Source organism: Colwellia sp. F1, from assembly GCF_056238625.1.
The window spans coordinates 76,844-102,608 of the sequence record NZ_JBWDLI010000009.1 but is presented as its reverse complement, the minus strand read 5'-3'; the positions used below and the strand labels follow the sequence as shown (position 1 = coordinate 102,608).

General features: G+C 39.0%; 27 protein-coding genes. 21 read left to right on the top strand and 6 right to left on the bottom strand.

Annotated features, from left to right (window positions below; genetic code table 11):
- Positions 1 to 2,934 (bottom strand): ribonuclease E (gene rne / locus AC0UA9_RS10300; protein WP_475659767.1); only part of this gene is annotated, 2,934 nt, incomplete at its 3' end.
- A 788-nt stretch (positions 2,935 to 3,722) separates the two neighbouring features.
- Between rne and rluC the strand changes: the two genes are divergently transcribed.
- Both rluC and AC0UA9_RS10290 read left to right on the top strand, forming a co-directional pair.
- Complete coding sequence (gene rluC / locus AC0UA9_RS10295; protein ID WP_475659890.1) at positions 3,723 to 4,676, top strand: 23S rRNA pseudouridine(955/2504/2580) synthase RluC; 954 nt, start codon at positions 3,723 to 3,725, stop codon at positions 4,674 to 4,676.
- Between the two features lie 24 nt (positions 4,677 to 4,700).
- Complete coding sequence (locus AC0UA9_RS10290; protein ID WP_475659765.1) at positions 4,701 to 5,348, top strand: HAD-IA family hydrolase; 648 nt, start codon at positions 4,701 to 4,703, stop codon at positions 5,346 to 5,348.
- Between the two features lie 9 nt (positions 5,349 to 5,357).
- Here AC0UA9_RS10290 and AC0UA9_RS10285 read toward each other — a convergent pair whose 3' ends face one another.
- The 3 genes from AC0UA9_RS10285 to AC0UA9_RS10275 form a co-directional block, all read right to left on the bottom strand.
- Positions 5,358 to 5,810, bottom strand: a complete 453-nt coding sequence (locus tag AC0UA9_RS10285) for a DUF1499 domain-containing protein (protein ID WP_475659763.1) — start codon at positions 5,808 to 5,810, stop codon at positions 5,358 to 5,360.
- Positions 5,811 to 5,849: 39 nt separating this feature from the next.
- A complete protein-coding gene (locus tag AC0UA9_RS10280; RefSeq protein WP_475659760.1) occupies positions 5,850 to 6,221 on the bottom strand; it encodes a hypothetical protein in 372 nt (123 codons plus the stop codon).
- A gap of 65 nt (positions 6,222 to 6,286) precedes the next feature.
- Positions 6,287 to 6,886, bottom strand: a complete 600-nt coding sequence (locus AC0UA9_RS10275; protein WP_475659756.1) for a Maf family protein — start codon at positions 6,884 to 6,886, stop codon at positions 6,287 to 6,289.
- Between the two features lie 156 nt (positions 6,887 to 7,042).
- Between AC0UA9_RS10275 and yceD the strand changes: the two genes are divergently transcribed.
- The 17 genes from yceD to AC0UA9_RS10190 all read left to right on the top strand — a co-directional run bounded on the left by yceD (position 7,043) and on the right by AC0UA9_RS10190 (position 20,644).
- The gene (gene yceD / locus AC0UA9_RS10270; protein WP_475659755.1) at positions 7,043 to 7,555 is read left to right on the top strand and encodes a 23S rRNA accumulation protein YceD; all 513 of its coding nucleotides are present in this window, start codon (positions 7,043 to 7,045) and stop codon (positions 7,553 to 7,555) included.
- A gap of 49 nt (positions 7,556 to 7,604) precedes the next feature.
- Complete coding sequence (gene rpmF, locus AC0UA9_RS10265) at positions 7,605 to 7,775, top strand: 50S ribosomal protein L32 (RefSeq protein ID WP_475659753.1); 171 nt, start codon at positions 7,605 to 7,607, stop codon at positions 7,773 to 7,775.
- 83 nt (positions 7,776 to 7,858) lie between these two features.
- Positions 7,859 to 8,869 (top strand): phosphate acyltransferase PlsX, encoded by a 1,011-nt coding sequence (plsX, locus tag AC0UA9_RS10260; RefSeq protein ID WP_475659888.1) that lies wholly within the window; start codon positions 7,859 to 7,861, stop codon positions 8,867 to 8,869.
- Between the two features lie 50 nt (positions 8,870 to 8,919).
- Positions 8,920 to 9,888: an ACP S-malonyltransferase gene (fabD, locus tag AC0UA9_RS10255; RefSeq protein WP_475659751.1), complete on the top strand. Its 969-nt coding sequence runs from the start codon at positions 8,920 to 8,922 to the stop codon at positions 9,886 to 9,888.
- 78 nt (positions 9,889 to 9,966) lie between these two features.
- Positions 9,967 to 10,701, top strand: coding sequence for a 3-oxoacyl-ACP reductase FabG (fabG, locus tag AC0UA9_RS10250; RefSeq protein ID WP_475659749.1), 735 nt, complete (start codon positions 9,967 to 9,969; stop codon positions 10,699 to 10,701).
- A 163-nt stretch (positions 10,702 to 10,864) separates the two neighbouring features.
- Complete coding sequence (gene acpP / locus AC0UA9_RS10245; RefSeq protein ID WP_159820781.1) at positions 10,865 to 11,098, top strand: acyl carrier protein; 234 nt, start codon at positions 10,865 to 10,867, stop codon at positions 11,096 to 11,098.
- A 133-nt stretch (positions 11,099 to 11,231) separates the two neighbouring features.
- On the top strand, positions 11,232 to 12,467 hold the full coding sequence (fabF, locus tag AC0UA9_RS10240; protein ID WP_475659746.1) for a beta-ketoacyl-ACP synthase II: 1,236 nt from the start codon (positions 11,232 to 11,234) through the stop codon (positions 12,465 to 12,467).
- A gap of 144 nt (positions 12,468 to 12,611) precedes the next feature.
- Positions 12,612 to 13,406: an aminodeoxychorismate lyase gene (pabC, locus tag AC0UA9_RS10235; RefSeq protein ID WP_475659744.1), complete on the top strand. Its 795-nt coding sequence runs from the start codon at positions 12,612 to 12,614 to the stop codon at positions 13,404 to 13,406.
- Between the two features lie 26 nt (positions 13,407 to 13,432).
- Positions 13,433 to 14,437 carry an endolytic transglycosylase MltG gene (gene mltG, locus AC0UA9_RS10230; protein ID WP_475659743.1) on the top strand — a complete coding sequence of 335 codons (1,005 nt, stop codon included), beginning with the start codon at positions 13,433 to 13,435 and terminating at the stop codon, positions 14,435 to 14,437.
- A gap of 115 nt (positions 14,438 to 14,552) precedes the next feature.
- A complete protein-coding gene (gene tmk / locus AC0UA9_RS10225) occupies positions 14,553 to 15,200 on the top strand; it encodes a dTMP kinase (RefSeq protein ID WP_475659742.1) in 648 nt (215 codons plus the stop codon).
- A gap of 1 nt (position 15,201) precedes the next feature.
- On the top strand, positions 15,202 to 16,191 hold the full coding sequence (locus tag AC0UA9_RS10220) for a DNA polymerase III subunit delta' (protein WP_475659739.1): 990 nt from the start codon (positions 15,202 to 15,204) through the stop codon (positions 16,189 to 16,191).
- Between the two features lie 10 nt (positions 16,192 to 16,201).
- Entirely contained in the window at positions 16,202 to 16,528 is a 327-nt protein-coding gene (locus tag AC0UA9_RS10215; protein ID WP_475659738.1) for a PilZ domain-containing protein, read from the top strand.
- 195 nt (positions 16,529 to 16,723) lie between these two features.
- A complete protein-coding gene (locus AC0UA9_RS10210) occupies positions 16,724 to 17,491 on the top strand; it encodes a TatD family hydrolase (protein WP_475659737.1) in 768 nt (255 codons plus the stop codon).
- 258 nt (positions 17,492 to 17,749) lie between these two features.
- On the top strand, positions 17,750 to 18,265 hold the full coding sequence (locus AC0UA9_RS10205) for a hypothetical protein (protein WP_475659735.1): 516 nt from the start codon (positions 17,750 to 17,752) through the stop codon (positions 18,263 to 18,265).
- The gene (locus AC0UA9_RS10200) at positions 18,266 to 19,009 is read left to right on the top strand and encodes an EAL domain-containing protein (RefSeq protein ID WP_475659732.1); all 744 of its coding nucleotides are present in this window, start codon (positions 18,266 to 18,268) and stop codon (positions 19,007 to 19,009) included.
- Positions 19,010 to 19,019: 10 nt separating this feature from the next.
- Positions 19,020 to 20,204, top strand: coding sequence for a methyl-accepting chemotaxis protein (locus tag AC0UA9_RS10195; protein WP_475659728.1), 1,185 nt, complete (start codon positions 19,020 to 19,022; stop codon positions 20,202 to 20,204).
- A gap of 11 nt (positions 20,205 to 20,215) precedes the next feature.
- On the top strand, positions 20,216 to 20,644 hold the full coding sequence (locus tag AC0UA9_RS10190) for an Rrf2 family transcriptional regulator (protein ID WP_475659726.1): 429 nt from the start codon (positions 20,216 to 20,218) through the stop codon (positions 20,642 to 20,644).
- A 34-nt stretch (positions 20,645 to 20,678) separates the two neighbouring features.
- On the opposite strand, the gene AC0UA9_RS10185 is transcribed toward AC0UA9_RS10190, so the two are convergent.
- Positions 20,679 to 22,523 carry a sensor histidine kinase gene (locus AC0UA9_RS10185; RefSeq protein WP_475659724.1) on the bottom strand — a complete coding sequence of 615 codons (1,845 nt, stop codon included), beginning with the start codon at positions 22,521 to 22,523 and terminating at the stop codon, positions 20,679 to 20,681.
- A 353-nt stretch (positions 22,524 to 22,876) separates the two neighbouring features.
- On the opposite strand from AC0UA9_RS10185, the gene AC0UA9_RS10180 reads away from it, so the two are divergent.
- Positions 22,877 to 23,863: a diaminopimelate dehydrogenase gene (locus AC0UA9_RS10180; protein WP_475659723.1), complete on the top strand. Its 987-nt coding sequence runs from the start codon at positions 22,877 to 22,879 to the stop codon at positions 23,861 to 23,863.
- Positions 23,864 to 23,979: 116 nt separating this feature from the next.
- On the opposite strand, the gene ubiT is transcribed toward AC0UA9_RS10180, so the two are convergent.
- The gene (ubiT, locus tag AC0UA9_RS10175; RefSeq protein WP_475659722.1) at positions 23,980 to 24,561 is read right to left on the bottom strand and encodes a ubiquinone anaerobic biosynthesis accessory factor UbiT; all 582 of its coding nucleotides are present in this window, start codon (positions 24,559 to 24,561) and stop codon (positions 23,980 to 23,982) included.
- 178 nt (positions 24,562 to 24,739) lie between these two features.
- Between ubiT and ubiU the strand changes: the two genes are divergently transcribed.
- Positions 24,740 to 25,735, top strand: coding sequence for a ubiquinone anaerobic biosynthesis protein UbiU (gene ubiU, locus AC0UA9_RS10170; protein ID WP_475659721.1), 996 nt, complete (start codon positions 24,740 to 24,742; stop codon positions 25,733 to 25,735).
- Positions 25,736 to 25,765 lie beyond the last annotated feature (30 nt).

Sequence of the window (25,765 nt, the reverse complement as noted above, 5' to 3'; positions counted from 1 at the left end):
TTCAGATGCAGCCTCATCTTGCGCGACAGCTTCTGTTGCTGATGCTTCAGATGCAGTCTCATCTTGCGCGACAGCTTCTGTTGCTGATGCTTCAGATGCAGTCTCATCTTGCGCGACAGCTTCTGTTACTGATGCTTCAGATGCAGTCTCATCTTGCGCGACAGCTTCTGTTGCTGATGCTTCAGCTGCAGTCTCATCTTGCGCGACAGCTTTAGTTGCAGGTGTTTTAGATGCAGTCTCACCTTGCGCGATAACTTCAGCTGCTGGTGCTTCAGCGGCAGTCTCATCTTGCACGACAGCTTCAGCTGCAATGGTTTCAGAAGTGGTTTCTTCTTGTGCTACTGTTTCAGGAGCAGTGTTTACTGGTGAAACGGTTTCAGACGATTGTGTATCATTTTCTTTTGCTTTAACCGTCTTGGCACTTGGCGTTTGCGTGGCGAGTGATTTTTCAGCCGCTTTCTCAATGGAATTTGGGGTAAGTGTTGAGTCCACTGTGCTTTCAGATTTAGGATAACGAGCTTCAATAGCCTCATTTGTTTTTTCATCTGCACTGTTAGCCTCTGCAGTTAAAGCAGCCGTTTGTGCTACATCAGTTTCTGGCTTTTTCTCACGACGCTTACGCTGACCATTAGAACGTAAATGTCTAGGAGAGCGTCTATTGCGTGAACGCTCTTCATTATTTGCCTTTTTCTCAGGTGCAACAGTTGCATTTTGTTCTGTGTTACTCACAACTTGCTCAGGCGAAGTATCGTTAGTACGAGCGGTATCTTTAATGGTTACCTTGGTATCTACAGTGCTTGTATTTGCTACTTCAGTTTTTGTGTTTTTAGCTGCATCTTGTGCGGCATCTACTTTGTTAACACGTACTTTTTTGCGGTTAGTTCTGCGTTGACGGCGCTCAGTAATAACCTCATCTTTTACAGGTTTATTTTTAGAGTGATCTGCTTTTTTACCTTGCCCTTTAGCTTTGCTCTTAGCAGAATTTGCCTTATTATTATCATCGCGTTCAGGGCGTGTATTACGGTTTTTATCAGTTGCTCTAACGGGCTTGTTTGGCTTGCTTTCGTTGCTGCTTTGTTCATCATTACGGTTATTACCACGGCCATTACGGGTATTACTACGACGTTGCCCTTGACGGCCGCGTTGCTGGTTTCTGTTCTCTTGAGGTTTAGGTGTGGTTTTTGGTTTATCCTCTTCTACGATGACTTCCTCACCGGCAAACAAACGTTTCAACCAAGCAAAAAAGCCGGTTGGTTTGGCATTTTTATCCGCTGACTTTTGTGATTGTAAGGCGTTATCTGCCTCAGTGTTAGCTGCCGTTTTAGGCGCTGACATCCCTTGCCCCATTGCTTGAATTACAGGTTCATCTGGTTTAGTAGCACCTTGGTTAAACTTAGGCATTTTGGCTTCTTCAAGCTCTGCTTGTTTAACTGAAATCTCATAACTTGCCTCAGAAATAGTTTCATCTTTCTTAACACGTAATACTTCGTATTGTGGTGTGTCCATATGAGGGTTAGGGATTATTAAGACACGAACGCTATGGTGTTTTTCTATATGCATTACCGAGCGACGTTTTTCATTCAATAAGTAAGTTGCTACAGGCACAGGTACTTGAGCCTGTACGTATTGCGTATTATCTTTAATTGCTTCTTCTTCCATTAAACGAAGAATAGACAAAGCTAAAGACTCCACGCCGCGGACTTGCCCAGTACCACTACAACGTGGACACACACCTTGGCTAGTTTCACCAATAGATGGGCGTAGTCGTTGGCGTGACATTTCTAATATACCAAAGCGAGAAATTCGACCTAATTGAATACGGGCTCTGTCTTGACGGACAGAATCACGCATACGGTTTTCTACTTCACGTTGATGTCTAACGGGGGTCATATCAATGAAGTCAATAACGACTAGACCGCCTAAATCACGTAAGCGTAATTGACGAGAAATTTCTTCTGCTGCTTCAAGGTTAGTGTTAAAAGCAGTTTCCTCTATATCACCGCCCTTAGTAGCTCGTGCAGAGTTTATATCAATAGAGGTCATCGCTTCTGTTGGATCAATAACAATTGAACCACCAGAGGGTAAACGTACTTCGCGCTGAAACGCTGTTTCAATTTGAGATTCAATTTGATAATGCGTAAATAAAGGTACATCACTGTTGTAAAGTTTTATTTTACTTAAGAAATCAGGACGAACGACTTCAATGTGTTTTTTTACACTTTCAAAGGTTTTAGGGCGGTCAATCAATACCTCGCCAATATCACGGCGTAAATAATCGCGAATAGCGCGTAAAATCAGGTTTGTTTCTTGATGGATTAAAAACGGGGCTTTACGGCTTTCTGCAGCATCGCTGATGGCTTTCCAGTGGTGTAATAATACACTTAAATCCCATTCTAGCTCTTCATAGGCTTTACCCACACCCGCGGTACGAACAATAAGCCCCATGCCTTTGGGTAAGTCAAGCTTGCTTAAAGAAGCTTTTAATTCAGTTCTTTCATCACCTTCAATGCGGCGTGAAATGCCACCTGCACGTGGATTGTTTGGCATTAATACTAAATAACTGCCAGCTAGGCTGATAAAAGTCGTTAATGCAGCGCCTTTTTGGCCTCGTTCTTCTTTATCTATTTGAACAATAACTTCTTGGCCTTCGTGCAATACATCTTTAATGCTAGGGCGACCTTGAAATGAATAACCTTTAGGGAAATACTCGCGCGCAATTTCCTTCATTGGTAAGAAACCATGGCGATCCGCACCATAGTCAACAAAGGCAGCCTCTAAGGAAGGCTCAATACGGGTAATTTTAGCTTTATAAATATTTGACTTTTTTTGCTCATGACCAGGACTTTCGATATCTAAATCGTAAAGTTTTTGTCCATCAACAAGTGCTACACGCAATTCTTCTGATTGGGTAGCGTTTATTAACATACGTTTCATAGTTTGTGTGACTCATTTTTAGTCACAGCACACTAGTGCTTAGTACACAAAGTAGTGCAATCTGTAGTGATGTAACAGCTTTTTGTCAACCTCACGGGTGTCAACGCTAGCGTGTCATTTAACCACGGTAGGCTGTTATAAATATTGATTGTTTCTAATTAGTTATGACCTGCCGTATGCAAAAATCATAACGTTATTGTTTCTTTATGTGCTCAGCAAATGTGCTGCGAGCACTTATTTTGCAATTAAATAATAAAAATTTTGCCTAGTGATGTTTTACACTTTCTTGTGGCGCATTTAACTATTAGATGGAGATTTTTTTGCAAAATAAGTTAATTTAAATAAATTGCTTTATGGAGCAGGGCTAGTATCGAGTATTGATAAAAACTGTTTATGTCGTTCCTAACAAGCTACACGCGTTAGTTGTACAATAGGCCGTACTATTAGTGTGTCAATTACCTACATCGGTTATGCATACTAATGTGGCCGCAGTTTGCCTCTTACGTCTCTCTTTAAAACTTCTACATTTTAATACTTCTTTATTGATTGTTACGCTTTAGCTTTTTACTAGAAGCTTAGTCCGCAAATAATTTTTATTAAGTATTAACGCTGCTATTATCCCTTATAAAATATGATAAGCCAATAAAAAAACAGATTAAATGTCAAAATGCACGAAATAAAGTATGGTAAACTGCTCACCATGTAGAATTTAGGTTAAATAAACGCACGCCATGTCACAAAAACCACCACTAAAAAAAACAGTAGATACCAACCCAAACGCTGAAAATATGTCAGCGGTTAATAAACCTCAAGTACGATTTATCACCATAGACAGTGAAGATGCGGGTCAGCGTATTGATAATTTTTTATTAAGAACACTTAAAGGCGTACCTAAGAGTCACTTATATCGGTTATTACGCAAAGGTGAAATACGGGTTAATAAAAAACGTATTAAACCCGTATATAAATTGGCACTTGACGATGTTTTGCGTATTGCACCTATACGTATCTCAGAAAAAACTGATACGGTATCCGCAGGCTTGCATATTGTGGCGAATCTTGAAAAGCAGATTTTATTTGAAGATGACAGGTTAATTGTGATTAATAAGCCGTCAGGTATGGCTGTGCATGGTGGCAGCGGTTTAAGCTTTGGTCTAATAGAGGCGCTTAGGTCACTGCGCCCTGACGCGCGTATGTTGGAATTGGTTCATCGGCTTGATAGAGATACTTCAGGTTGTTTAGTGGTTGCCAAAAAACGTTCAGCATTGCGCCATCTACATGAGCAATTGCGTAACAAAACGGTCCAAAAGTTTTACCATGCCTTAGTGAAAGGTCACTGGCCAACTAAATTAACACGTGTGACTGAGGGATTACGAAAGAATGATCTTAAATCAGGAGAACGAGTCGTTATAACTGACAATATTAACGGTAAAGAGTCTGAAACACGCTATAAAGTGTTAGAGCGTTATCGGGGGGCTACGTTAGTGCGCGCCTTTCCTGTGACAGGAAGAACACACCAAATACGCGTGCACTGTCAGGTAAGTGGTCATTCTATTGCAATGGATGCAAAGTATGGCCATGAAGAGTTTGATGCGCAAATGAAGAGCCAAGGGTTAAAGCGTTTGTTTTTACATGCTGCGAGCATTGAGTTTACCCACCCTAAAACACTAGAGCGCTTAACGATAGAAGCACCACTTGAACCAAGTTTAGAAAGGTTACTGACAACTTTAGTCAGAGAATAATGATTCAAAATTAAAAGGTTGATAATGAAAAATTATAAATTAGTTATTTTTGACTGGGATGGCACCTTAATGGATTCGGTCGATCGTATTGTCTCTTCAATGCAATCCGCAGCCAGGATTACGGGATTAGCAATACCAACAACAGCAGAAATAAAAAGTATTATTGGCTTAAGTTTGCCTATCGCCTTTAAACAACTATTTGTCGATATTACAACTGAACAAGCTGAAGCCATGAGGCTAGAATATAAATACCAATACATGGAAGGTGATGATACCCCCACGCCTTTATTTAATCATGCGTTGACATTACTTGATGCGCTAAAGCAACAAAATAAATTATTAGCAGTTGCTACCGGTAAGGGAAGAGATGGGCTGGACCGTGTTTTAGCCATGAGTAACACGGCTGATTTTTTCGTTACAACGCGTTGTGCAGATGAGATGCCATCGAAACCTGATCCCACCATGCTACAAAGTATTCTATCTGAATTAAATATTGAACCACATGAAGCAATCATGATTGGTGATACCAGCCATGATTTAAAAATGGCTCAGAATGCGGGTATTAGCAGTATAGGTGTTACCTTTGGTGTTCATGCTAGCGACACCTTGAGTCAATACCAACCGAAAGTTATCGTGGATTCTTTAATAGACCTGCAAGCATTACTCGTTTAATACCTGCTTTTATTTAAAATACAGTGCTTTAAACAACTCAGTGCGCGCTTTGTTTACACCTCTGTCGCTATACCCGACTCTAGATGCAGAGCGAATATGTATTCTTTTTTGATTGGGGTCTATTCTTATTTCAAAATCATCAATAAAGCTAAAAAATGATGAGGTAAAGGTTGCTGCGATGTAATTATTTTCTTTGGTGAGAATATGGCCTCCCATTTCTTGAATAATGACGGCAACTTTTTCTATGTTAGCTAGTGTACTAGGTACACTAGCTATGGAAGCAATATAGTGTTCGTTGTCATCAGGGTATTCACTACACACGCAGTTGGGTTTGTCAGCGCACGGTAGTAATTTCCCGTTAGTTAACCCAAGAGTAGGTGCTGTTTTTGATTTTTCGCCCAGTATAAAGAAAGCAATAATGATGGCGATACCCAGGATTGCGATGCCTAATGCTATTTTCATGTTTTGATACTCATTATGTTTGTAAGGTGCATAAGTACTTTACTTTTTTACCTGCTTATTGTGCCACAGCAGACAGGCCAATAAGGCTAACACCCCACTGAGGTAGGTGGCAATAATGGGAATAATGGTTAGTTGATATGCATGCACATGATCTTCTGGGTAATAAGAGTCACCGGATAAAAACCAAGCGGTAATAGCACCAACAATTAGCCAGATAAATGACGCTAGGCGCTTATGGCTGGGTGAGGTAATATAACCAGTGACCACTACACAGAAGGCGGCAACTGAACCAATAACTGGTTTTTTCCAAATACCGAGACTATCAGCCACTATGCCAGCGGCAAATGCAGCAATAACAAATAAAGTGATGACAATAATAATGGAGACAATAAAACCTGAAAAATGCTTCATGGAAATCCTGTGCTTCTTATCTGTTATTTACTGTTAATATTTAATGATAAACGTTATATATTCAGTTACTTTGCCGGTTTTTGTTCAGCTAAAGTGTCTACCCCGTGCTCTTTTAATAGCCCAACTAACTTAATTAATGGTAAACCTATTAGCGTGTTAGGATCATCACCTTCGAGTTTTTTAAATAAGCATATACCTAAACCTTCACTTTTAAAACTACCGGCACAATTGTATGGCTGTTCAGCGTTTAAATAATTCACTATGTCTGTTGGTGACAACTGATTAAAATGTACAATAAAAGGTTCAACTACTGATTTAACCGTATCATTAGCACTATTATAAACAGATAAACCAGTATAGAAGGTAACACACTTATTACTAAATTTTGTTAGTTGTTTTACACCGTTGTCAAAATTATGTGGCTTGCCTAAAATTTCACCGTCACAAACGGCTACCTGGTCAGAGCCGATGATGAGGGCGTCTGGGAATTGGTCGGCTACTGCTCTGGCTTTTGCAATAGCTAAACGTTCAACCAGTGCTTGCGGTGTTTCATTAGCTAAAGCAGTTTCATCAATATTTGGCTTAGCACAAGTAAAATGAAGGTTTAGTTTTTCTAAAATACTTTTACGAAAAGGGGAAGTAGAGCCTAAAACGAGCGTTTTCATGAAGATCCTTATAAATAGGTAAATATGTCATTTTGGTGAACAATTAAACAATAATTAGCATTTTTTTGTTATAATCAGCTCAATCTATCGTTTTTAAAAGAAATATGCTAATTTTCTTTTGACACTTGCCTTCAGGAGCTTTAATATGCGCGACTTATGCAGAATCTTAAGCTTCCGATTACAATTAGTCCATCCCGAAGTGCGCAGCGCAGGCTTGTGTGTGAAGGTGTTTTTAACGTCTCGGAAATGACTAGGCTGCTTGCCGTGAGTGAAATGCGCAGCGAGCATGCTCAAGTTAGTGTTAAGTTTTATGTGGATGAACGTGGTTTGACTGTTATGTCAGGCACTGCGTCGGCATTAGTTGCATTAACTTGTCAGCGCTGTAACGAACTGTTTGATACTGAATTAAAAATAGATTTCATTTTTAGTCCAGCAAAAAATGAAGAGGCAGCGCTAAATATTCCATCATATTATGATGTAGTAGAATTAAATGCAGAAGGTGAAGTAAACTTGCTAGAACTGGTGGAAGAAGAGTTGTTGCTCACGCTACCATTAATTCCAAGGCACAATATCGAAGATTGCTCAGCAGACGCTGACAGTGTTTGGGGAGAGTTGCCGGAAGAGCTTGAAAAACCTAATCCATTTGACGTATTAAAACAATTAAAGTAGTTAAAAAAGTACTTTTAACTTAACGAATAAACCTATTTAGGAGTAACTCATGGCAGTTCAAAAAAGCAAAAAGTCTCGTTCAAGACGTGGCATGCGTCGTTCACATGATGCTATAACAGCAGAGAACTTATCAGTAGATCCAGTATCAGGTGAAACGCATCGTCGTCACCATGTAACAGCTGATGGCTTTTACAAAGGCGTTAAAGTAATCGCTAACTAAGCGACTTTACTTTAGCACCCTATTTATAGCTAATTAATTTACGCTTGAATAGTCAAAATATTCTAACTTTAGCGTTAGATGTTATGGGGGGCGATAAAGGCCCCTCTGTAACAATTCCCTCAGCAATATTGGCAATTAATCATATGCCTAATTTGCACCTTATTCTTTGTGGTGATGAAAACATCATTATAAAAGAACTTGCACAGTTAAATATTTGTAGAAAAACACTAAACCAACATAAGCAACTCTCTATTTTTCCCACTTCTGAAGTTGTTGAAATGGACGAAAAGCCAGCATTTGCACTGCGAACTAAAAAAGACTCATCGATGCGTAAAGCACTCGACCTTGTAAGTGAAGGCAAGGCTCAAGCGTGTGTAAGTGCAGGCAATACAGGCGCTTTATTCTCTATGGCACATTTTGTTCTAAAAACATTATCAGGCGTTGAGCGCCCAGCGCTAATTTCATCATTACCTACGCACGATGATAATAAGCATGTTTTTATGCTTGATTTAGGAGCTAATGTTTTTTGTGACTCTCATGTACTTTATCAATTTGGCGTTATGGGATCTGTTATGGCGCAACAAGTGGATGGTATTAGTACCCCCCGTATTGCTTTACTTAATATGGGTGAAGAGTCAATGAAGGGGAGTGACCATATTAAACAGGCGGCACTCGAGCTATCAGAAAACAAAGCTATTAACTATATAGGTTTTATTGAAGGGAGTGATATTTTCTCTAATAAAGCTGACGTTATTGTCTGTGATGGTTTCGTGGGTAATGTGGCATTAAAAACGTGTGAAGGTGTCGCTCGTTTAGTGTTTGAAAAGTTAAAAATACTGTTTGAAAAAAATCGTTTAGTTAAAATGTTAACCTTTATTTTTAAACCGAGCTTGAAAAAGCTGTTTAAATCAATGAACCCCGACCAGTATAACGGCGCAAGTTTGATAGGATTGCGCGGTATCGTTGTAAAGAGCCATGGTAATGCCAATTCAGGCGCTTTTTACTCGGCTATTATGGAAGCGGTTAAAGAAGTTGAACGACAAGTACCTGAAAAAATTAAACGTTCTTTAGAGCAAGGTTTGTCAGCTCAATAATATTTCATTATATTGTCTTCATTGTTTATAAATATAAGAGTAATTAATAAATGCAAAATGTAACCCTTCAAGGTGAATTAGCCTTCGTATTTCCAGGCCAAGGCTCGCAGTCTGTTGCTATGTTAAGCGACTTTAGTGACAATAGTATTGTTCAAGATACTTTTAAAGAGGCCTCAACGGCGCTTGGCTATGATCTATGGCAATTAGTAGCACAAGGCCCTGCAGAGCAATTAAATCAAACTAATTTCACTCAGCCTGCATTATTAACCGCCAGCGTAGCATTGTGGCGTGTTTGGCAGGCAGAGTCTGCTGTTACACCAAGTATTTTAGCGGGTCACAGCCTAGGTGAATACTCTGCGCTTGTTTGTGCAGGTGTTATCTCGTTAACTGACGCTGTTAAGTTAGTAGAAAAACGTGGCGAATATATGCAAACATGTGTGCCTGCTGGGGTAGGAGCAATGGCTGCGGTTATTGGCTTAGACGATCAAGCTATTATTGATGCTTGCGCACAAGCACAACAGGATGAAGTCGTTGCGGCAGTTAACTTTAACTCCCCAGGTCAAGTTGTTATTGCAGGCCATAAAGCTGCAGTAGAACGTGCCGGTGAACTGTGTAAAAGCGCAGGAGCTAAACGCGTACTACCTCTGCCAGTCAGTGTCCCATCGCATTGTGCGCTGATGGAAGAAGCCGGTGTTAAATTAGCAGCTGATCTAGAAAATATTACCTTTAACCCCCCAGTCATTAATGTGATCAACAATGTTGATGTTGCCGTTGAAACAAGTAGTGAAGCTATTAAAACAGCATTAGTAAAGCAATTATATAGCCCAGTACGTTGGAGTGAAACTATTAGCCAAATGGGCGAGTTGGGTATTACACAAATGGTTGAGGTAGGCCCTGGTAAAGTATTACAAGGGTTAGCGAAACGTATTAACAAAACTATTCGTTGTGTTTCTTTTAACACAACAGATTCACTCGCTAACGCCAAAGAGTTAACGCACGCAGCCGAAGATAAAAGCTAACGGAAAAAAGCGAGTGTAAAAATTAGCAAAAAAATACACTTTATATAAGTAATAACAAGAAATAAACAGGAAAAATCTATGTTTTCATTAACCGGAAAAGTGGCCCTTGTTACAGGCGCTAGCCGTGGTATTGGTAAAGCAATAGCGACACAATTACAGAGCTTAGGTGCTACTGTCGTAGGCACTGCAACTTCAGAAAATGGCGCATTGAAAATAGCAGAGTACTTAGGTGAGGGCAATGGCCTTGTATTAAACGTGACCAGTGACGATTCTATTGCGCAATTGTTTTCAACGATTAAAGACGTACACGGTAGCGTTGATATTTTAGTAAATAATGCGGGTATAACGCGCGATAACCTATTTATGCGAATGAAAGATGACGAGTGGCAAGATATTCTTGATACGAATTTAACATCAATTTATAAGGTAAGCAAAGCCGCAATTCGCCCTATGATGAAAAAACGCAGTGGTCGCATTATTAATATAGGCTCTGTGGTTGGTTCAATGGGCAATGCAGGGCAAGTTAATTACGCGACTGCTAAAGCGGGCTTATTAGGCTTTACCAAGTCGCTAGCACGTGAAATCGCTTCACGGGGCATTACAGTGAATACTGTTGCTCCAGGTTTTATTGACACCGACATGACACAAACCTTGACTGAAGAGCAAAAAGAAGGGATATTCTCACAAGTTCCAGCGAACCGTTTAGGAAAACCAGAAGAAATTGCCAGCACTGTGGCCTTTTTAGCGTCAGATACTGCTGCATATATCACTGGAGAAACCATCCATGTTAACGGTGGTATGTACATGGTGTAACCCTTTAATATAAAGGGCTACATTGTTTTGTCTCATTTTTTTATTATAATAAACAGGTTAGACCACGTAAAAAAATGAAGTTATAGGCTTGCATGGCAAGCTTTTGGCGAATACACTACACGCAATTTGCAAAATTACACTTTCAGTAAGTAAAGGAAAAAAAATGAGTACTATCGAAGAACGCGTAAAAAAAATCACTATTGAGCAACTAGGTGTTAGTGAAGCAGAAGTTAAAACTGATTCATCTTTCGTTGATGACTTAGGTGCTGATTCATTAGATACAGTAGAATTAGTTATGGCGTTAGAAGAAGAATTTGATACTGAAATTCCTGACGAAGAAGCTGAGAAAATTACAACAGTTCAAGCAGCAATTGATTACGTTAACGCTAATCAGTAATTACTGACTAGTGAATACTAGTTATGTTGTAAAAATGTAATTGTAAAAAGGCGGTATACTTAACATTTAAGTGACCGCTTTTTTTGTATCTCCTGTTTAATAGTTAATGATAATAGTTAAGAGGTAGAACACAATGAGACGCGTTGTTGTTACCGGTCTTGGTATGCTTAGTCCATTAGGCAATACCCCTGAAAAAACGTGGGAAAACTTATTACTGGGTAAAAGCGGTATTCGTAATATCGAACATTTCGATACAACAGAATACTCCACCAAATTTGCCGGTTTAGTGAATGATTTTGATGCACAGAACTATATGGAACGAAAAGAAGCCAAAAAAATGGATCTTTTTATTCAGTATGGTGTCGCTGCAGGTGTGCAAGCAATTCAAGATGCGGGTATAGAAGTTAATGAAGATAATGCACCCCGTATTGGCGTTGCCATTGGTTCTGGCATAGGTGGCTTAGGCTTAATAGAACAAAACCATGAAAAAATGATTAAAATGGCGAGCCCTAAAAAGCTTTCACCATTTTTTGTGCCTTCAACAATCATTAACATGATTTCAGGGCATTTATCGATTATGTTTGGTTTGCAAGGCCCTAATATTTCAATCACTACCGCCTGTACAAGTGGTGTACATAACATTGGTCATGCTGCCCGTATCATTGCTTATGGCGACGCGGATGTAATGGTTGCTGGTGGTGCTGAAAAAGCATCTACTACCTTAGGTATGGGCGGCTTTGGTGCAGCACGTGCTTTGTCTAAACGCAATGATGACCCACAAGCCGCTTCTCGGCCTTGGGATAAAGACAGAGACGGTTTTGTTTTAGGTGATGGTGCTGGCGTTGTTGTGGTTGAAGAATACGAACACGCCAAAGCACGTGGCGCAAAAATTTATGCTGAATTAGTAGGTTTTGGTATGAGCGGTGATGCATACCATATGACATCGCCACCTGCTGATGGTGCTGGTGCAGCACGTGCAATGCAAAACGCCTTAAATGACGCTGGGATCAATGCTAACCAAATTGGTTATATTAATGCCCATGGTACTTCAACACCGGCTGGTGATATTGCTGAAACGAATGCGGTAAAATCAATTTTTGGTGCGGATGCTTACAATGTTTTAATGGGCTCAACTAAATCAATGACCGGGCATCTGTTAGGCGCAGCTGGTGCGGTTGAAAGTATATTTAGTATTCAAGCCATCGCAAATTCAGCAGTACCCCCGACAATTAATTTAGATAACCCTGACGAAGGTTGTGATTTAGACTATATTAGCGGCTCAGCTCGTGATATTAATTTAGACTATGTTTTATGTAATTCATTTGGTTTTGGTGGCACAAACGGGTCATTAATTTTCAAAAAAATATAAACTCATGCTAGCGCTTGAAATAACAACATTAAGCCTGAACACTTAACCATAAGAATCAGGCTTTTTTACAAGCTATTTTTATCACCTTTATAAAACTTAGTGGCTATAATATAGCCTAATTAAAAAAACTCTTGCGAACTGTTTATGAAGTTGTGTTTAGTCAATGGCGTACAGCAACCCCATATAGATATTGAAAACCGTGGTTTAGCTTACGGTGATGGGCTATTTACTACGGCAAAAATAATAAAGGGCAAGGTCGAGTACCTTACAGAGCACGTTGCACGTTTAACGTTTGGTTGTAGTAAGCTAGGTATAACGGCGCCTTGTCGTGATGAATTAACATTACAATTAGTTGCTATCGCACAAAGTTATGACTTAGCAGTGTTGAAAATAATTATTACAGCGAGCAGCGGCGGCAGAGGCTATGCTCGCTCGGCAAGCAATAAGCATGACTTGATTATAATGGTGTTTGATTACCCGATGCATTATCAGCAGCAAACGCGAACTGGTATCAGGTTAGGGTTGAGTAAGCAAAAAATTGGTATTAACCCCATGTTAGGGGGGTTAAAGCACTTAAATCGCCTTGAGCAAGTACTGCTAAGGCAAGAGTTATCTACAACTGATGTAGATGATTTACTGGTCACTAATATTCATGATGAGGTTATCGAGGCGACGAGTGCTAATCTGTTTTTTTTCATGAATGGGCAATTATATACCCCTGATGTTAGCCAAAGTGGTGTTAATGGCATTATGCGGCAAGCAATATTAGCGCACAAGCCCGACACTATTGTTAAAAGGATTTCTTTAGATGAAGTAGCGCAAGCACAAGCAATATTTATTTGTAATTGTGTTATGGGGATTATGCCTGTAGCACAATATAATGGTCGTGCATTATCGTTAACACAACCATTAGAGGTACAAGACGGTTTTATCTTGTAAACAATAAGCGATTAAATAGGCCGTTAATGAAAAAAGCACTTTATGTTTGTATCGTTAGCACAGTTGTCTTTGTGTTGGGTTTTCTGTTTTTATTAGAAAAAGAAATGAATCAAGCCTTACCGATAAAAGTGCCACAACTTATTAGCATTAAACAAGGCGCTTCTGTTGCCTCATTTGCAAAAAATATCGTCGATAAAGGTTGGCTAGAAAGCCACTTTTGGCTGCGTGTTTATTCTCGCTTATACCCTGAAAAAACCATTATAAAAGCAGGAACTTATCAAGTTTTACCGCATACTAGCTTACAAAGCTTACTTGCGCTTGTTACCAGCGCAAAAGAACACCAGTTTACGTTAACGATTATTGAAGGAACAACCTTTAAAGAGCTTCTTACGCTCCTAGCTAACCAACCTCAATTAACGCATACATTAAACGCTTTAACTGTAGAGCAAATATCAACACGTATTAATATTGCTCAAGATAACCCAGAAGGCTGGTTTTTTCCTGAAACTTATGCTTTTACGCAAGGCACAGAAGATGTGCAAATATTAAAACGTGCGCACCAAAAAATGCAAAGCACGTTAACATCACTTTGGCAGGAAAGAGCAGCAGGTTTGCCTTATGAAACACCTTATCAAGCATTAATTATGGCATCCATTATTGAAAAGGAAACTAGCCACCTACCTGAGCAACCGTTAATTGCCTCAGTGTTTATGAATCGCTTAGCAAAGAAAATGCGCTTGCAAACTGATCCAACCGTAATTTATGGTTTGGGCGAACGTTATAAAGGCGACATAACTCGTGCACATTTAAGGGAAAAAACAGCCTATAATACTTATAGAATAAATGGTTTACCCCCTAGCCCAATAGCAATGCCGGGGTTGTCTGCTATTAAAGCAGCGCTAAACCCAGCAACAAGTGATTATTATTATTTTGTTAGTAAAGGCAATGGCCAACATGTTTTTAGCCAAACATTAGCAGAGCATAACAGTGCTGTGAGAGATTACTTGAAAAAACTTAGAGAAAAAAAGTAACACCCTTATAACGGGTTAGTGTTTCGAACATGGTATGATTTAGGCAATAAACTTTCATCAAACTGTTGGCTGTTTAGCAAAAGAACGTGTGAAAATATAATGGTAAGAGAATGATATGAAAAAAGGGTTTATGGTGGTGTTTGATGGCAGCAATGGTGCTGGAAAAACAACGGTTATTAACAGCATTGAAAAATTCCTTGTAGCAAAAGGTGTGGATGTTTTGCTTACTAGAGAGCCAGGTGGAACGCCCATTGGCGAAAAAATTAGAGAAGTTATTTTAGATCCCACAACGCCTGAAATGTCTTTTATGACAGAATTAATGCTCTTTGGTGCAGCGCGTGCGCAACATATTCAAGAGAAAATTTTACCTGCATTATCCGCGGGTAAAGTGGTTATCTCTGATCGCTTTGATGCTGCAACTTTTAGTTTTCAACACTTTGCTAGAGGGATCGATATTAATACCATAAGCCAAATTAATGACTTAGCCTTAAATGGCTTTAGCCCGGACATGAACATTATTTTAGATTTAAACCCAGCTGAAGGTTTAAAAAGAGTGCAAAGCCGAGGCGAGGGGCTTGATCGTTTAGAAGATGAAAAAGCAGACTTTTTAGTGCGTGCTCGTAATGGTTATTTAACGCAAGCCGCACAAGCGCCTGAAAAGTTTGAAGTGATTGATGCTGCGCAATCAAAAGAAAAAGTATTAGCAGCAGTGATAAGTATTATTGATAATTTATTAGACCAGCACCAAGAAAAGCACCTTTAGTATGAAACCTTGGCTACTTTCACACCAGCAAATATTTAGTCATCAGTTTAGCTGTAATAGTTTACCGCATGCCATTTTAGTTAATGGTGTGACTGGTGCAGGTAAGCTTGAATTTGCCCAATGGTTATTATATTTATTAAGCTGCAAACAGCCACAGCAATCAGCGCACGGTGGTGATAGCCAAGCCCCCATACTAAGCAGTTGCGGCCAGTGTAAATCTTGTTTGTTATTAAAGAGTAACACCTACCCCGATCACCTTAACATAGTGGCAGAAAAAAATAGCTTAGGCGTAGATGAAATTCGTCACGCCAATAGCTTTTTACAAAAAACGGCACATTTAGGTAAATTTAAAACTGTGCTAATTGAACACGCACAAACCATGACACAAGCCGCAGCGAATGCATTATTAAAAACCCTAGAAGAGCCAAGCAATCATAGTGTTATTGTATTGTTAACTAATGACATTGAAATGCTACTGCCTACTCTTATTAGTCGGTGCAGAGTGCTTAATATTAGGCCAAAAGTAGGCCAAGCTTTATTGCAGAGTATTTCAACGCATGAACTGACAAGTGAAGTAGGTATTGAACCAAACGGTGAGCTAAACAATAATTTTGTTAACTTAACACAACTACCAGAGCTCACCAATGCCGAAACGAATACGGTATTTCAACAATTTAAAACCTGTTATACTCGTTACCTTTACGGTCAGCAGGTAGAAACGCAATTATTAACACTGTTGTCTAATAATGAACACAGCCTGCGTTGGTTAGCGCAAATAACAGTGAACTTGTACCGTGAACAGTGCATGGGGGTTGCAACACCTTCAAATAATTCAACCTTAGACCCTGAACTTTTACATAAGCTCTATAAAGTTATCATTAATGGGTGTAAAGTAATAAAATCATACACTCAAGCAAATAAGCAATTTGTTTATGAACAGCTTATTATGAAGATAAGCGATGTGCTTGAGCAAACAAAAGTGAATGACTAGGAGAGACACCTTGCTGCCAATTGAAATTGAATTTTGGTCAGATCATGACTTATATGTTGCTTATATGCCATTTTTAAAAGAAGGAGGCTTATTTGTTCGTACCGTAAGGTCTTATGAGTTAGGTAGCGAAGTTGAATTAAACGTTTTACTACCAGACTCACTAGAGCCAACATTAGTAACAGGAGAAGTCTGCTGGCTAACCCCTAGGGGAGCGCAAAATGGTACACCTGCAGGGATAGGCGTCAGTTTCACTAAAGATCCAGACAATATTCGTCATCAAATTGAAAAAGCTATCGCCCGCCAATTAAACTCGTCAGAGCCAACCTTAACTATGTAACCTTAACTCGATTTAAGCGGTTGTTAATGTTAATTATCATAAATAATGAATAACACTGCTTTGTCATCTGCTGAGTGTTAATATTTAAGTGCATTGACTACGGGGTGCGTTAAGTTATCAAGTTAATCACATTAATGAAGTTTTACCTAAGCCCTTTAGATTCTTTAGGGCTTTTTGTTTTTATTGGAGTTTCCGTTGTTTATAGATTCACATTGTCATTTAGACCGCCTAGATTTATCACTTCATGGGGGGAGTTTAGCAAACGTAGTTCAAGCTGCAAAAGATGTAAAAGTAGATAAACTTTTATGTGTGAGTATTTCTTTAAAAGACTTTCCGGCCATGGCTGAAAAAACGAAAGATTTTAACAATATAATGTTGTCATGTGGTATGCACCCACTTTACCAAGACGATGAAGTTAGTATCGATTTATTACGCACACTAGCTGACGACCCCAATGTTATTGCCATTGGTGAAACTGGACTCGACTATCACTACGCACCTGAAACAAAAGCATTACAGCGAGATTCATTTAGAAAACATATACAGGTGGCAAAAGAGTTGAAAAAGCCTTTGATCATTCATACCCGTGCTGCCCAAGATGATACATTAGCTATATTACGTGCTGAAGATGCCAGCGACGTAGGTGGAATACTACACTGTTTTACCGAGTCATGGGACATGGCAAAACAAGCGATAGCGTTAGGTTTTTATATTTCATTTTCAGGTATTGTCACCTTCAAAAGTGCAGCAGAGCTAAGGGAGGTCGCTAAACTGGTACCCGATGATAAATTCTTGATTGAAACTGATGCACCGTACCTTGCACCTGTGCCATACCGTGGTAAAGAAAATCAGCCGGCCTATGTGGTGGAAGTGGCCAAACACTTAGCTAGTATTCGTGGGCAATCGGTGGAAACGATTGCTAAATTATCAACAGATAATTTCAATCGCCTTTTTAAATTGTAGTTTAGGCTGTGCCGTATAAAACAGAGAGTGTTTTTATACGGCTTTATATTATTCCCATTAAGCCAAAGTATAGGTAGCTGAGTTCAATGGGGTAATTACTTCCCATCCCTTCATCGTTATCGATAGCAACAAGACATAAAAAAGTTAACGTAGCACCGTTAATAAGTATGACATAATACTTGTATTCAAAAGGCAACTTATATAATATGCATTTAAAATACATGTTATATAAAGTTGAATTGTTTAGGATTACTTATAGTGACCAATATTGCTCCCTTTTTACACAGAGAAGTTAGTCAAAGAACTGATTATTCTGCTCACCAGAATCAACAATATGAACAGACTAATGACGTTTTTTCTAAATGGTTAGCAACGTTAATGGCACAACACAATGCGCTAGATAGTGAAATAATGATGATTAACTCACTGTTAACCACTGAGCAGTGTAAATTAATTCAACTCGACATCAGGTTAAAAAAATTGACCAAAGCAGTTTTAACGCATTTAGCGCTCGAAGCACAATTCTTAGTACCTATTTTAATGACAAAAAAGTCACAGTCGCGACAAACTAATTACCTTAATGAAGGGTTTGACGCTTTATTTGATATCTGCAAAGCGACAACAGGTTATGTTCACTCACTCAAATTGTCATTGGGCAATGGTTTAGTAACAGAAGATCAAAGCACACGCATCCTATTTTTTCTTGATGAGATAAAAAATAGACTAGACAATGAAGATTTGATTTACACACAAATGACAGAAGAGGAAACCTAGATGGAGTTTATTTATCTTGGGCAAAAAGCTTATTTAACTTGGTATGCTCAAAACTTAATAACCACCTCACTTGATACAGTTTATGGCCGTGAAGTACTTTGTCGAGGTTTTTTATCATGTGACGACTCCGCTATTCCAATGGCTGTACTTATTCCGTTTCTCTATAAAAACCATGCTTTATTATTAGCAATGACATGCCGACAAATTAAACAAGTTGCTCAGCTTAATGTAAACAGCGGTGATCAAAACAGCACCTACTGGGTCAATATTGCTGGGCCTTTAATAGCAGATCAACATTTATTTACTCAGCTATGTCAAAATGCGTTAGCTCCTTTAACGTCAGAGCAACGAACTAGGTTAGTACTAGAAGTATGCGAGAATGATATTCAAAACGATATTGTGATAGACCGTGTGCGTAAACTTAAGCAAATGAACTTTTTTATTGCCATGGATGATTTTGGCTCTGGTTATTCAAATTTATCGCGCTTAAGTAAAACTCCCTTTGATATTATTAAATTAGACACCAAGCTAATAGCGCTTGTGCCTACAGATATTTGGGCGACTAGTTTTTATCGTGAAATTGTGAATTTATGCTCGTCTACCGGTTGTATTATTGTTGCTGAAGGTATTGAAACGTCAATACAGTCTGATTTTGTTCGTTGGTCTGGAGTTGATTTAATACAAGGGTTTTTGTATTCCTTACCCCAACCGCTATTACCTGTGCTTACCCCTAATACTATTTAAAGGACACCTTATGCGATCATTATTTTTAAGAATGAGATCTATTCATTGGTTAGGAGCAATTCTACTCTTTATTAGCGCATTTTATTTAACCGAACAACTTTATGCGCAGGTAATACAGTACGTGGTGCTAGTATTGTTAATTATTCATGATGTAGACGAAAAATATTGGGGGGTTGATTCACTTAATAAGATAACGCAGTATTTAACAACGTTTGAAAACAAAGACTTGTCTAAAGAATGTACTGTTAATAGCAATTTTAATAGTGAAATGACTAAGGTATTAGACGTTATCGACTCTTTTAGGCTCAATGTTAAAAATGCTTTACTTGATATTCAGTCTCAAGCCAACACCTCAGATGAAATAGCGACCACCTTAACGTCGAAAACGAACAATATTGCTGAGCGTATTCAGCAGCAAGACTTACGCGTAGATAATATAGCCTTACAATTTGAAATGCTTGACGAAAAGTCTTTTGCTTTACAAAATAAAGCTGAACAAACGCAAGTGCAAGTAGGAAAAACGAGGCAAGACCTACAACTGTCAAATGAAGCAATGAGCGGTATGGCTAACATCATAGCAACCTATGTAGACAGCAGTGCAAATTTGCGTCATAAATTTGAATTGTTATCAGAGCAAGCTGGCGCTATTGGTAATGTAGTTTCAGTGATTAATACCCTAGCAGATCAAACTAACTTGTTGGCCTTAAATGCTGCAATTGAAGCTGCAAGGGCAGGTGAGCATGGGAGGGGGTTTGCTGTTGTCGCTGATGAAGTAAGGCAGCTGGCAATGTCAACTCAAAACAGTTTAGAGAAAATAAACCAAATCATTGCGGGTATTTCTACTGCGGTTAAGCAAGCAGGCGACCAAATGGCGCTACAATCAAAAAATTTGAATAACCTGTCATTGCATTCAACCAAGAGCCAAGCAGAGATTAATAACGCGTGTGAAAATATTGACGAAATATTGAATTTAATTGGGCAAAACCAACAATCAAATGCGGACCACAACAATGACAGTGTCGACATTAGTCAAATTCATCAATTGGTTGTGGACGTTTCACAAGAAATACAAACATTAAAAAAACTGTCTAACTCGAATGCTAATGATTGCCATGAACTTGACAGACAAGGCAAGCGCCTTAATGCAGTGTCAGACAATATTGTTGAGCAATTAGCAGCATTTAAAACCCAATAAGGAAAGAGATAATGAGGTTAACAGCATTTACTGATATAGGCTTACGTACCCTGATGTACCTTTCTAGCTTACCACCCGAAGAGTTAAGTAGTGTTGCTCAAATATCGACAGTATATAATATTTCAAAAAACCATGTGGTCAAAATAGTGGTGCAGCTAAGTAAACATGGCTATATCACCACCATTAGAGGAAGAAATGGTGGAATTTGCTTAGCGATGGCAGAAGAGAAAATTAATATAGGCAGTGTTATTAGACATTTAGAGCATCATTTAGATGGGGTAGATTGCCAAACATCGGCTTGCAAGCTAGTTGGCTCTTGTGAATTAAAAAAAGCGTTATCAAAAGCAATAGCGGCTTTCTTAAACACAATGGACAATTATACTCTAGCCGATTTAGTTACCAACAAACAAGCCTTTAAAACCCTATTAACTTTAGAGTAGCCAACGGCAAAAACCAGTTGAACTACAGGCAAGGTTAAAGTTGTTCAGTGGTAGAACCACTAAGGTTATTTTGCTTAGGTGAAATCTCGCTTTCTAGTGGCAAGGTCAGGGTAAAAATACTCCCTTTATTAATTTCGCTGGTGACAGTAACACTGCCCTTATGTGCCAACGCAATGTGCTTAACAATAGATAACCCTAAGCCAGTACCACCTAGTTGCCTGCTACGGGCTTTATCAACACGGTAGAAACGTTCAAACAGGCGTGACAAGTGCTTTTCTGGTATACCACTCCCTTGGTCTTCAACTGATATTTTAATGTCGTCAACTTCTTTTTTGACTGTAATGTGCACTTCGCTATTGCCATTACTGTACTTTATCGCATTATTTAACAAGTTGATAATGGCCTGTTCTATTAACGACGAATTATGCTTAAAGACAATATCTTCGGCATTGTTTAAAATAATGCGTATATTTCTTTTTAATGCCTTGTCTTTACATAGAAAAATAGCATTACTAAGTGCTAATGTAACAGAGTCATTGACAAAGTCTATCTCGTCGACCTCCGTTTCTTTTTCAATTTTAGATAAGGTCAGTAAGTTTTCAATGATGCCTTCTAAACGAATAGAATGCGTGTGTATTACCTCGATAAAGTGTGATCTTTTTTCTTGAGCTAGATCTGGAAATTCAATTAAAGTTTCTGAAAGCCCTTGAATGGCGGTTAACGGTGTTCTGAGTTCGTGAGAAACATTGGCAACAAAACCTTTTCTTTGCAATTCAAACTCTTTTAGTTTGGTAATATCATTAAAAACAACCAAAGTGCCTGACTTTTGCTTGTTGGTATCCAGTAAAGGAACTGATTGAGCAAATAATACTTGTTCATATTCATCTTCACTTTCAATAATAATTTCTTGTCCGGCGGGTTGATCTTGTTGGGCAGCAGAAACAATAAGCTGGAGTAACTTAGCGTTTTTAATCACACTTTGGACTTGTAAGCCTTCTATATTTTCTTCGTTAATGTGTAAAATATTATAAGCTGCTTGATTAATGTTGATAATATTATCACTGCTGTCTACAGCGATAACACCTTCAGCCATACTCGAGAACATAGCTTCTTGTTCATTTTTTTGTTTTAGGATAATTTCTATACGTTTATTTAGCTCTATGGCTATATCGTTAAAAGCCTCGCCTAATTGTGCTGACTCCAGCGAATCATTTGCGCTTAACTGTACACGACTTGAAAAATCACCTTTCGCTAGCCTTTGCGCTTCTACTTTTATCATTTCAAGAGGTCTTACTAAAGATTTAGACATCCACCAACTTGCCAACACGGTAATAATAGTCAGAATAATAAAGCCTAAAGCGACTTGGTAATAAATTTCCCACAAAGCATGCTGTAGTGTATCAAGTGGTGTTGACGTTCTGATAAAGCCTATAATTTCACCTTGTGCGATAATAGGCATAGCAAAGTTCATGGCATCAGTTGTTATTGTATCGCTATACCTTATAGCTAAGCCCTTTCCTTTGGTTATTGCTTGCTGTATTTCTGGGCGGCTTATATGGTTGTCCATTATTTTTGGCGCTTCTTTGTTATCCCCCAATATTTTGCCAGAAGGCAAAGCTATAGTCAGTCGTGTTGAGGCATGGTCTCCCAGTGTTTGCGCTTTTTCTTGTATTTCTTGGTATTTTTTTGCTTGCAGTAGCCTTGAAAATTCAGGCGTTAAAATTTTCGCCCTAATTTCTAAATCATCGGCGCGCTCTTGGTAATAAAATGACTTAAACGACCATAGGGCGATCATGACAATGGTCAGTAATGAGATAAATGAAATAATTAAAAAAGAAGGGTACAACTTCCAAAAAAGTGTTCTGCGTTTAATTGTCATTGGTATTCGTCAGTATTAGTAAAAAATGTTATAGCGCTTACGTTCATGTGATAAAGCTAAACTCTCGCACTGGTATAACCGAGTGAAAAAATCGAATGCGACATGTTAGCATTTTCAGGTGGAGTGGGGATAGTGTTCCTGAAAAATTATAGTTGGCGGCTATTTGTTGTGCCATTAGCGCTCGGTTGATGTGTAAAAAATTAATTTTCTGAGTTAAAGGTATCGTACATTACAGCGTACGATCTTTACTACTGTGTATTAACTTTTTGTCTATTAAAATATATAAATTCACGCGTAAGTGTTTTATTATAACAATAGAAACTATTTTTTTTAACAGTTATAAGGAAGACCAAATGTCGAATCAAATCAGAGTGGCAATTGCCGGTTATGGTAATTTAGGGCGAGGCGTTGAGTTTTCATTAACACAAAACCCAGATATGCGTTTAGTTGGTGTATTTAGTCGCCGTGAGCCATCAAGTGTAACCTTATTGGACAAGAATGTCCCTGTCTATGCAATGGCTGATATTGAACAATACCAAGACGATGTGGATGTAATGATACTGTGCGGTGGTTCTAAATCTGACTTGCCAGAGCAAGGCCCGCATTTAGCAAAATTTTTTAACATTGTCGACAGTTTTGATACCCACGCTAAAATTCCTGAGTACTATGACGCACTAGATCAAGCTGCGCGTGAGTCAAATCGTGTTGCTTTGTTATCAGTTGGTTGGGATCCAGGTTTATTTTCATTGAATCGCTTATTTGGTGAGGCGCTTTTACCAGAAGGTGAAACCTATACTTTTTGGGGGAAAGGTTTAAGCCAAGGCCACTCAGATGCAGTACGCCGTATACCTGGTGTTAAGTCGGCGGTGCAGTATACGCTACCATCAGAAGATGCTATTGCAAGAGTGCGCAATGGTGAGTGTCCAGAGCTAACCACACGTGAAAAACATAAACGAGATTGTTATGTAGTGCTAAGTGACAATAACCAAGCAGATGCAGTGCGCGAAAGCATTGTTACCATGGTTGACTACTTTGCTGATTATGACACTAGCGTAAACTTTATTGATCAAGCGACCTTTGACAAAGAACATACCGCTATGCCTCATGGCGGCTTTGTTATTCGCAGCGGTAATACAGGTAAGGATAGTAAGCAAACAATTGAGTACTCATTGGCACTAGACAGTAATCCAGAATTCACATCCAGTGTAATGGTGGCTTATGCCCGAGCTGTTCATCGCCTTGCTAGTTTAGGGGATACAGGCGCAAAAACTGTTTTTGATATTGCCCCTGGTTTATTATCGCCTAAAAGCCCAGCACAATTGCGTAAAGAGTTACTGTAATTCAACTCATTAATCTATCCGCAGGTAGCTTAATAGTGCAACATTATTTCTAGTAAAAATATCATTGCCACGCCTTTTTTGTTAGCTAATGAGAGATAAAAAATAAGGTGTGGCAGTTACTTTTTACTAGCATGTAATTCATCGTGTGTTTGTTGTAAAACATTCGCACTAAAATCAACTAGTGAATGAATCGAAGTTGGGAGCTGGTCAATATCAATAGCGTCAATTAAGTTTTTTACCTCCAAACCTAGTTCAGTATCTCCTTCAATTTTTAAACGTCGCTGAAAAAACAAGGTGTCAGGATCTTGTTTACGCCCAGCAATTAATAGCAAGTCATCACCTGTTGCACTAAAGCTAACATCATCATTGGTGCTATTCGCTAACATTGCTTCTTTTGACGCCATAATGAGTTGATTGCCGTCAAAGCTTAACCACCAGTTTAACCCCAAGTCAGTAATGCCGATTTTTAGCCACTTGTTTTGTAAAAACAAAAAGTCACCCTCTGCGAGTGCTTCGCTAAAGACCGAAGATAAAGCAGGTAATAACAAGGCTTTTTGTGCTGAAAAAGGCAGTAACCGTAAACTTGGACGTAATATTTTGGGCATTACCGCTATGATATGAGCACGTAAGGCTAATGGCAGTTGTGGTAATGCCTTAGTGTTAACAGCGCGATGGGGTAGTGAGGATAAATTAAACACTTTGTTGGTTTGGCTCTAGTACTTATCAGGACTAAAAGTGTAACAGCCTACAAAGAAACTTAGCTGTACTAGATCAAGTTTTCTTTAATTCATATCAATATATCTAACGTAATAAAGCCATAGACTGTTGACCACGTTTTTACTTAACTTTTCTATATATATTTACTTGGAGTTTTTTGTGGAGCTACTATGTCCAGCAGGTAACTTTCCTGCAGTGAAAACCGCGATAGACAATGGCGCCGATGCCGTCTATATCGGTTTAAAAGATGATACCAATGCCCGGCATTTTGCTGGCCTTAACTTTACTGATAATAAACTAGCCAAAGCCGCAGACTATGTTCACCAACGGGGTAAAAAACTTCATGTAGCTATTAATACTTTTGCCCATGCTAATGGTGAGGCACGTTGGAAAAAAGCGGTAGATAATGCTGTTGCTATGGGAGCAGACGCATTAATTATTGCCGACCTAGGAGTGCTTGACTATGCAGCAAACAAGTATCCAAATATTGAGCGTCATGTTTCAGTGCAGGCCTCGACAACAAACTTGGAAGCCATAAAGTTTTTTAACAATAACTTTGCTGTTAATCGTGTTGTATTACCGCGTGTGTTATCGATTCAACAAGTGCGTCAATTAGCAAAAAACAGCCCTGTACCGCTTGAGGTTTTTGCTTTTGGCAGTTTATGCATTATGGCAGAAGGGCGCTGTTATTTATCATCTTATATGACGGGAGAGTCCCCGAATACGGTGGGTGCTTGCTCGCCTGCAAAATACGTACGCTGGCAAGAAACTGAGCAAGGACTCGAGTCCCGGCTAAACAATGTACTGATTGACCGATATCAAGAAAATGAAAATGCAGGTTATCCAACTTTGTGTAAGGGCCGTTTTGATGTTGACGGGGATGTTTATCATGCACTAGAAGAGCCAACCAGTTTAAATACCTTGGCGCTTATTCCTGATTTAATGGCGATGGGGATAGTATCAGTTAAAATTGAAGGGCGTCAGCGTAGCCCTGCTTATGTTGAGCAAGTGGCTAAAACTTGGCGTATGGCCATTGATAAATATCAGCAAAGCCCTGACAGCTTCCAAGTTGAAAATAACTGGATGCAAACACTGGCTAACCTTTCAGAAGGCTCGCAAACAACATTGGGCGCATATCACCGTAAATGGCAGTAATGCTTATTTAGTGATGTATTGCCCAACAAC

What these genes read in the sequence shown, in the direction of transcription:
- rluC (WP_475659890.1), top strand. Translation starts at nt 3,723, where the DNA reads ATGTCAGCGGTTAATAAACCTCAAGTACGATTTATCACCATAGACAGT.
- AC0UA9_RS10290 (WP_475659765.1), top strand. Translation starts at nt 4,701, where the DNA reads ATGAAAAATTATAAATTAGTTATTTTTGACTGGGATGGCACCTTAATG.
- AC0UA9_RS10285 (WP_475659763.1), bottom strand. Translation starts at nt 5,810, where the DNA reads ATGAAAATAGCATTAGGCATCGCAATCCTGGGTATCGCCATCATTATT.
- AC0UA9_RS10280 (WP_475659760.1), bottom strand. Translation starts at nt 6,221, where the DNA reads ATGAAGCATTTTTCAGGTTTTATTGTCTCCATTATTATTGTCATCACT.
- AC0UA9_RS10275 (WP_475659756.1), bottom strand. Translation starts at nt 6,886, where the DNA reads ATGAAAACGCTCGTTTTAGGCTCTACTTCCCCTTTTCGTAAAAGTATT.
- yceD (WP_475659755.1), top strand. Translation starts at nt 7,043, where the DNA reads ATGCAGAATCTTAAGCTTCCGATTACAATTAGTCCATCCCGAAGTGCG.
- rpmF (WP_475659753.1), top strand. Translation starts at nt 7,605, where the DNA reads ATGGCAGTTCAAAAAAGCAAAAAGTCTCGTTCAAGACGTGGCATGCGT.
- plsX (WP_475659888.1), top strand. Translation starts at nt 7,859, where the DNA reads ATGGGGGGCGATAAAGGCCCCTCTGTAACAATTCCCTCAGCAATATTG.
- fabD (WP_475659751.1), top strand. Translation starts at nt 8,920, where the DNA reads ATGCAAAATGTAACCCTTCAAGGTGAATTAGCCTTCGTATTTCCAGGC.
- fabG (WP_475659749.1), top strand. Translation starts at nt 9,967, where the DNA reads ATGTTTTCATTAACCGGAAAAGTGGCCCTTGTTACAGGCGCTAGCCGT.
- acpP (WP_159820781.1), top strand. Translation starts at nt 10,865, where the DNA reads ATGAGTACTATCGAAGAACGCGTAAAAAAAATCACTATTGAGCAACTA.
- fabF (WP_475659746.1), top strand. Translation starts at nt 11,232, where the DNA reads ATGAGACGCGTTGTTGTTACCGGTCTTGGTATGCTTAGTCCATTAGGC.
- pabC (WP_475659744.1), top strand. Translation starts at nt 12,612, where the DNA reads ATGAAGTTGTGTTTAGTCAATGGCGTACAGCAACCCCATATAGATATT.
- mltG (WP_475659743.1), top strand. Translation starts at nt 13,433, where the DNA reads ATGAAAAAAGCACTTTATGTTTGTATCGTTAGCACAGTTGTCTTTGTG.
- tmk (WP_475659742.1), top strand. Translation starts at nt 14,553, where the DNA reads ATGAAAAAAGGGTTTATGGTGGTGTTTGATGGCAGCAATGGTGCTGGA.
- AC0UA9_RS10220 (WP_475659739.1), top strand. Translation starts at nt 15,202, where the DNA reads ATGAAACCTTGGCTACTTTCACACCAGCAAATATTTAGTCATCAGTTT.
- AC0UA9_RS10200 (WP_475659732.1), top strand. Translation starts at nt 18,266, where the DNA reads ATGGAGTTTATTTATCTTGGGCAAAAAGCTTATTTAACTTGGTATGCT.
- AC0UA9_RS10195 (WP_475659728.1), top strand. Translation starts at nt 19,020, where the DNA reads ATGCGATCATTATTTTTAAGAATGAGATCTATTCATTGGTTAGGAGCA.
- AC0UA9_RS10190 (WP_475659726.1), top strand. Translation starts at nt 20,216, where the DNA reads ATGAGGTTAACAGCATTTACTGATATAGGCTTACGTACCCTGATGTAC.
- AC0UA9_RS10185 (WP_475659724.1), bottom strand. Translation starts at nt 22,523, where the DNA reads ATGACAATTAAACGCAGAACACTTTTTTGGAAGTTGTACCCTTCTTTT.
- AC0UA9_RS10180 (WP_475659723.1), top strand. Translation starts at nt 22,877, where the DNA reads ATGTCGAATCAAATCAGAGTGGCAATTGCCGGTTATGGTAATTTAGGG.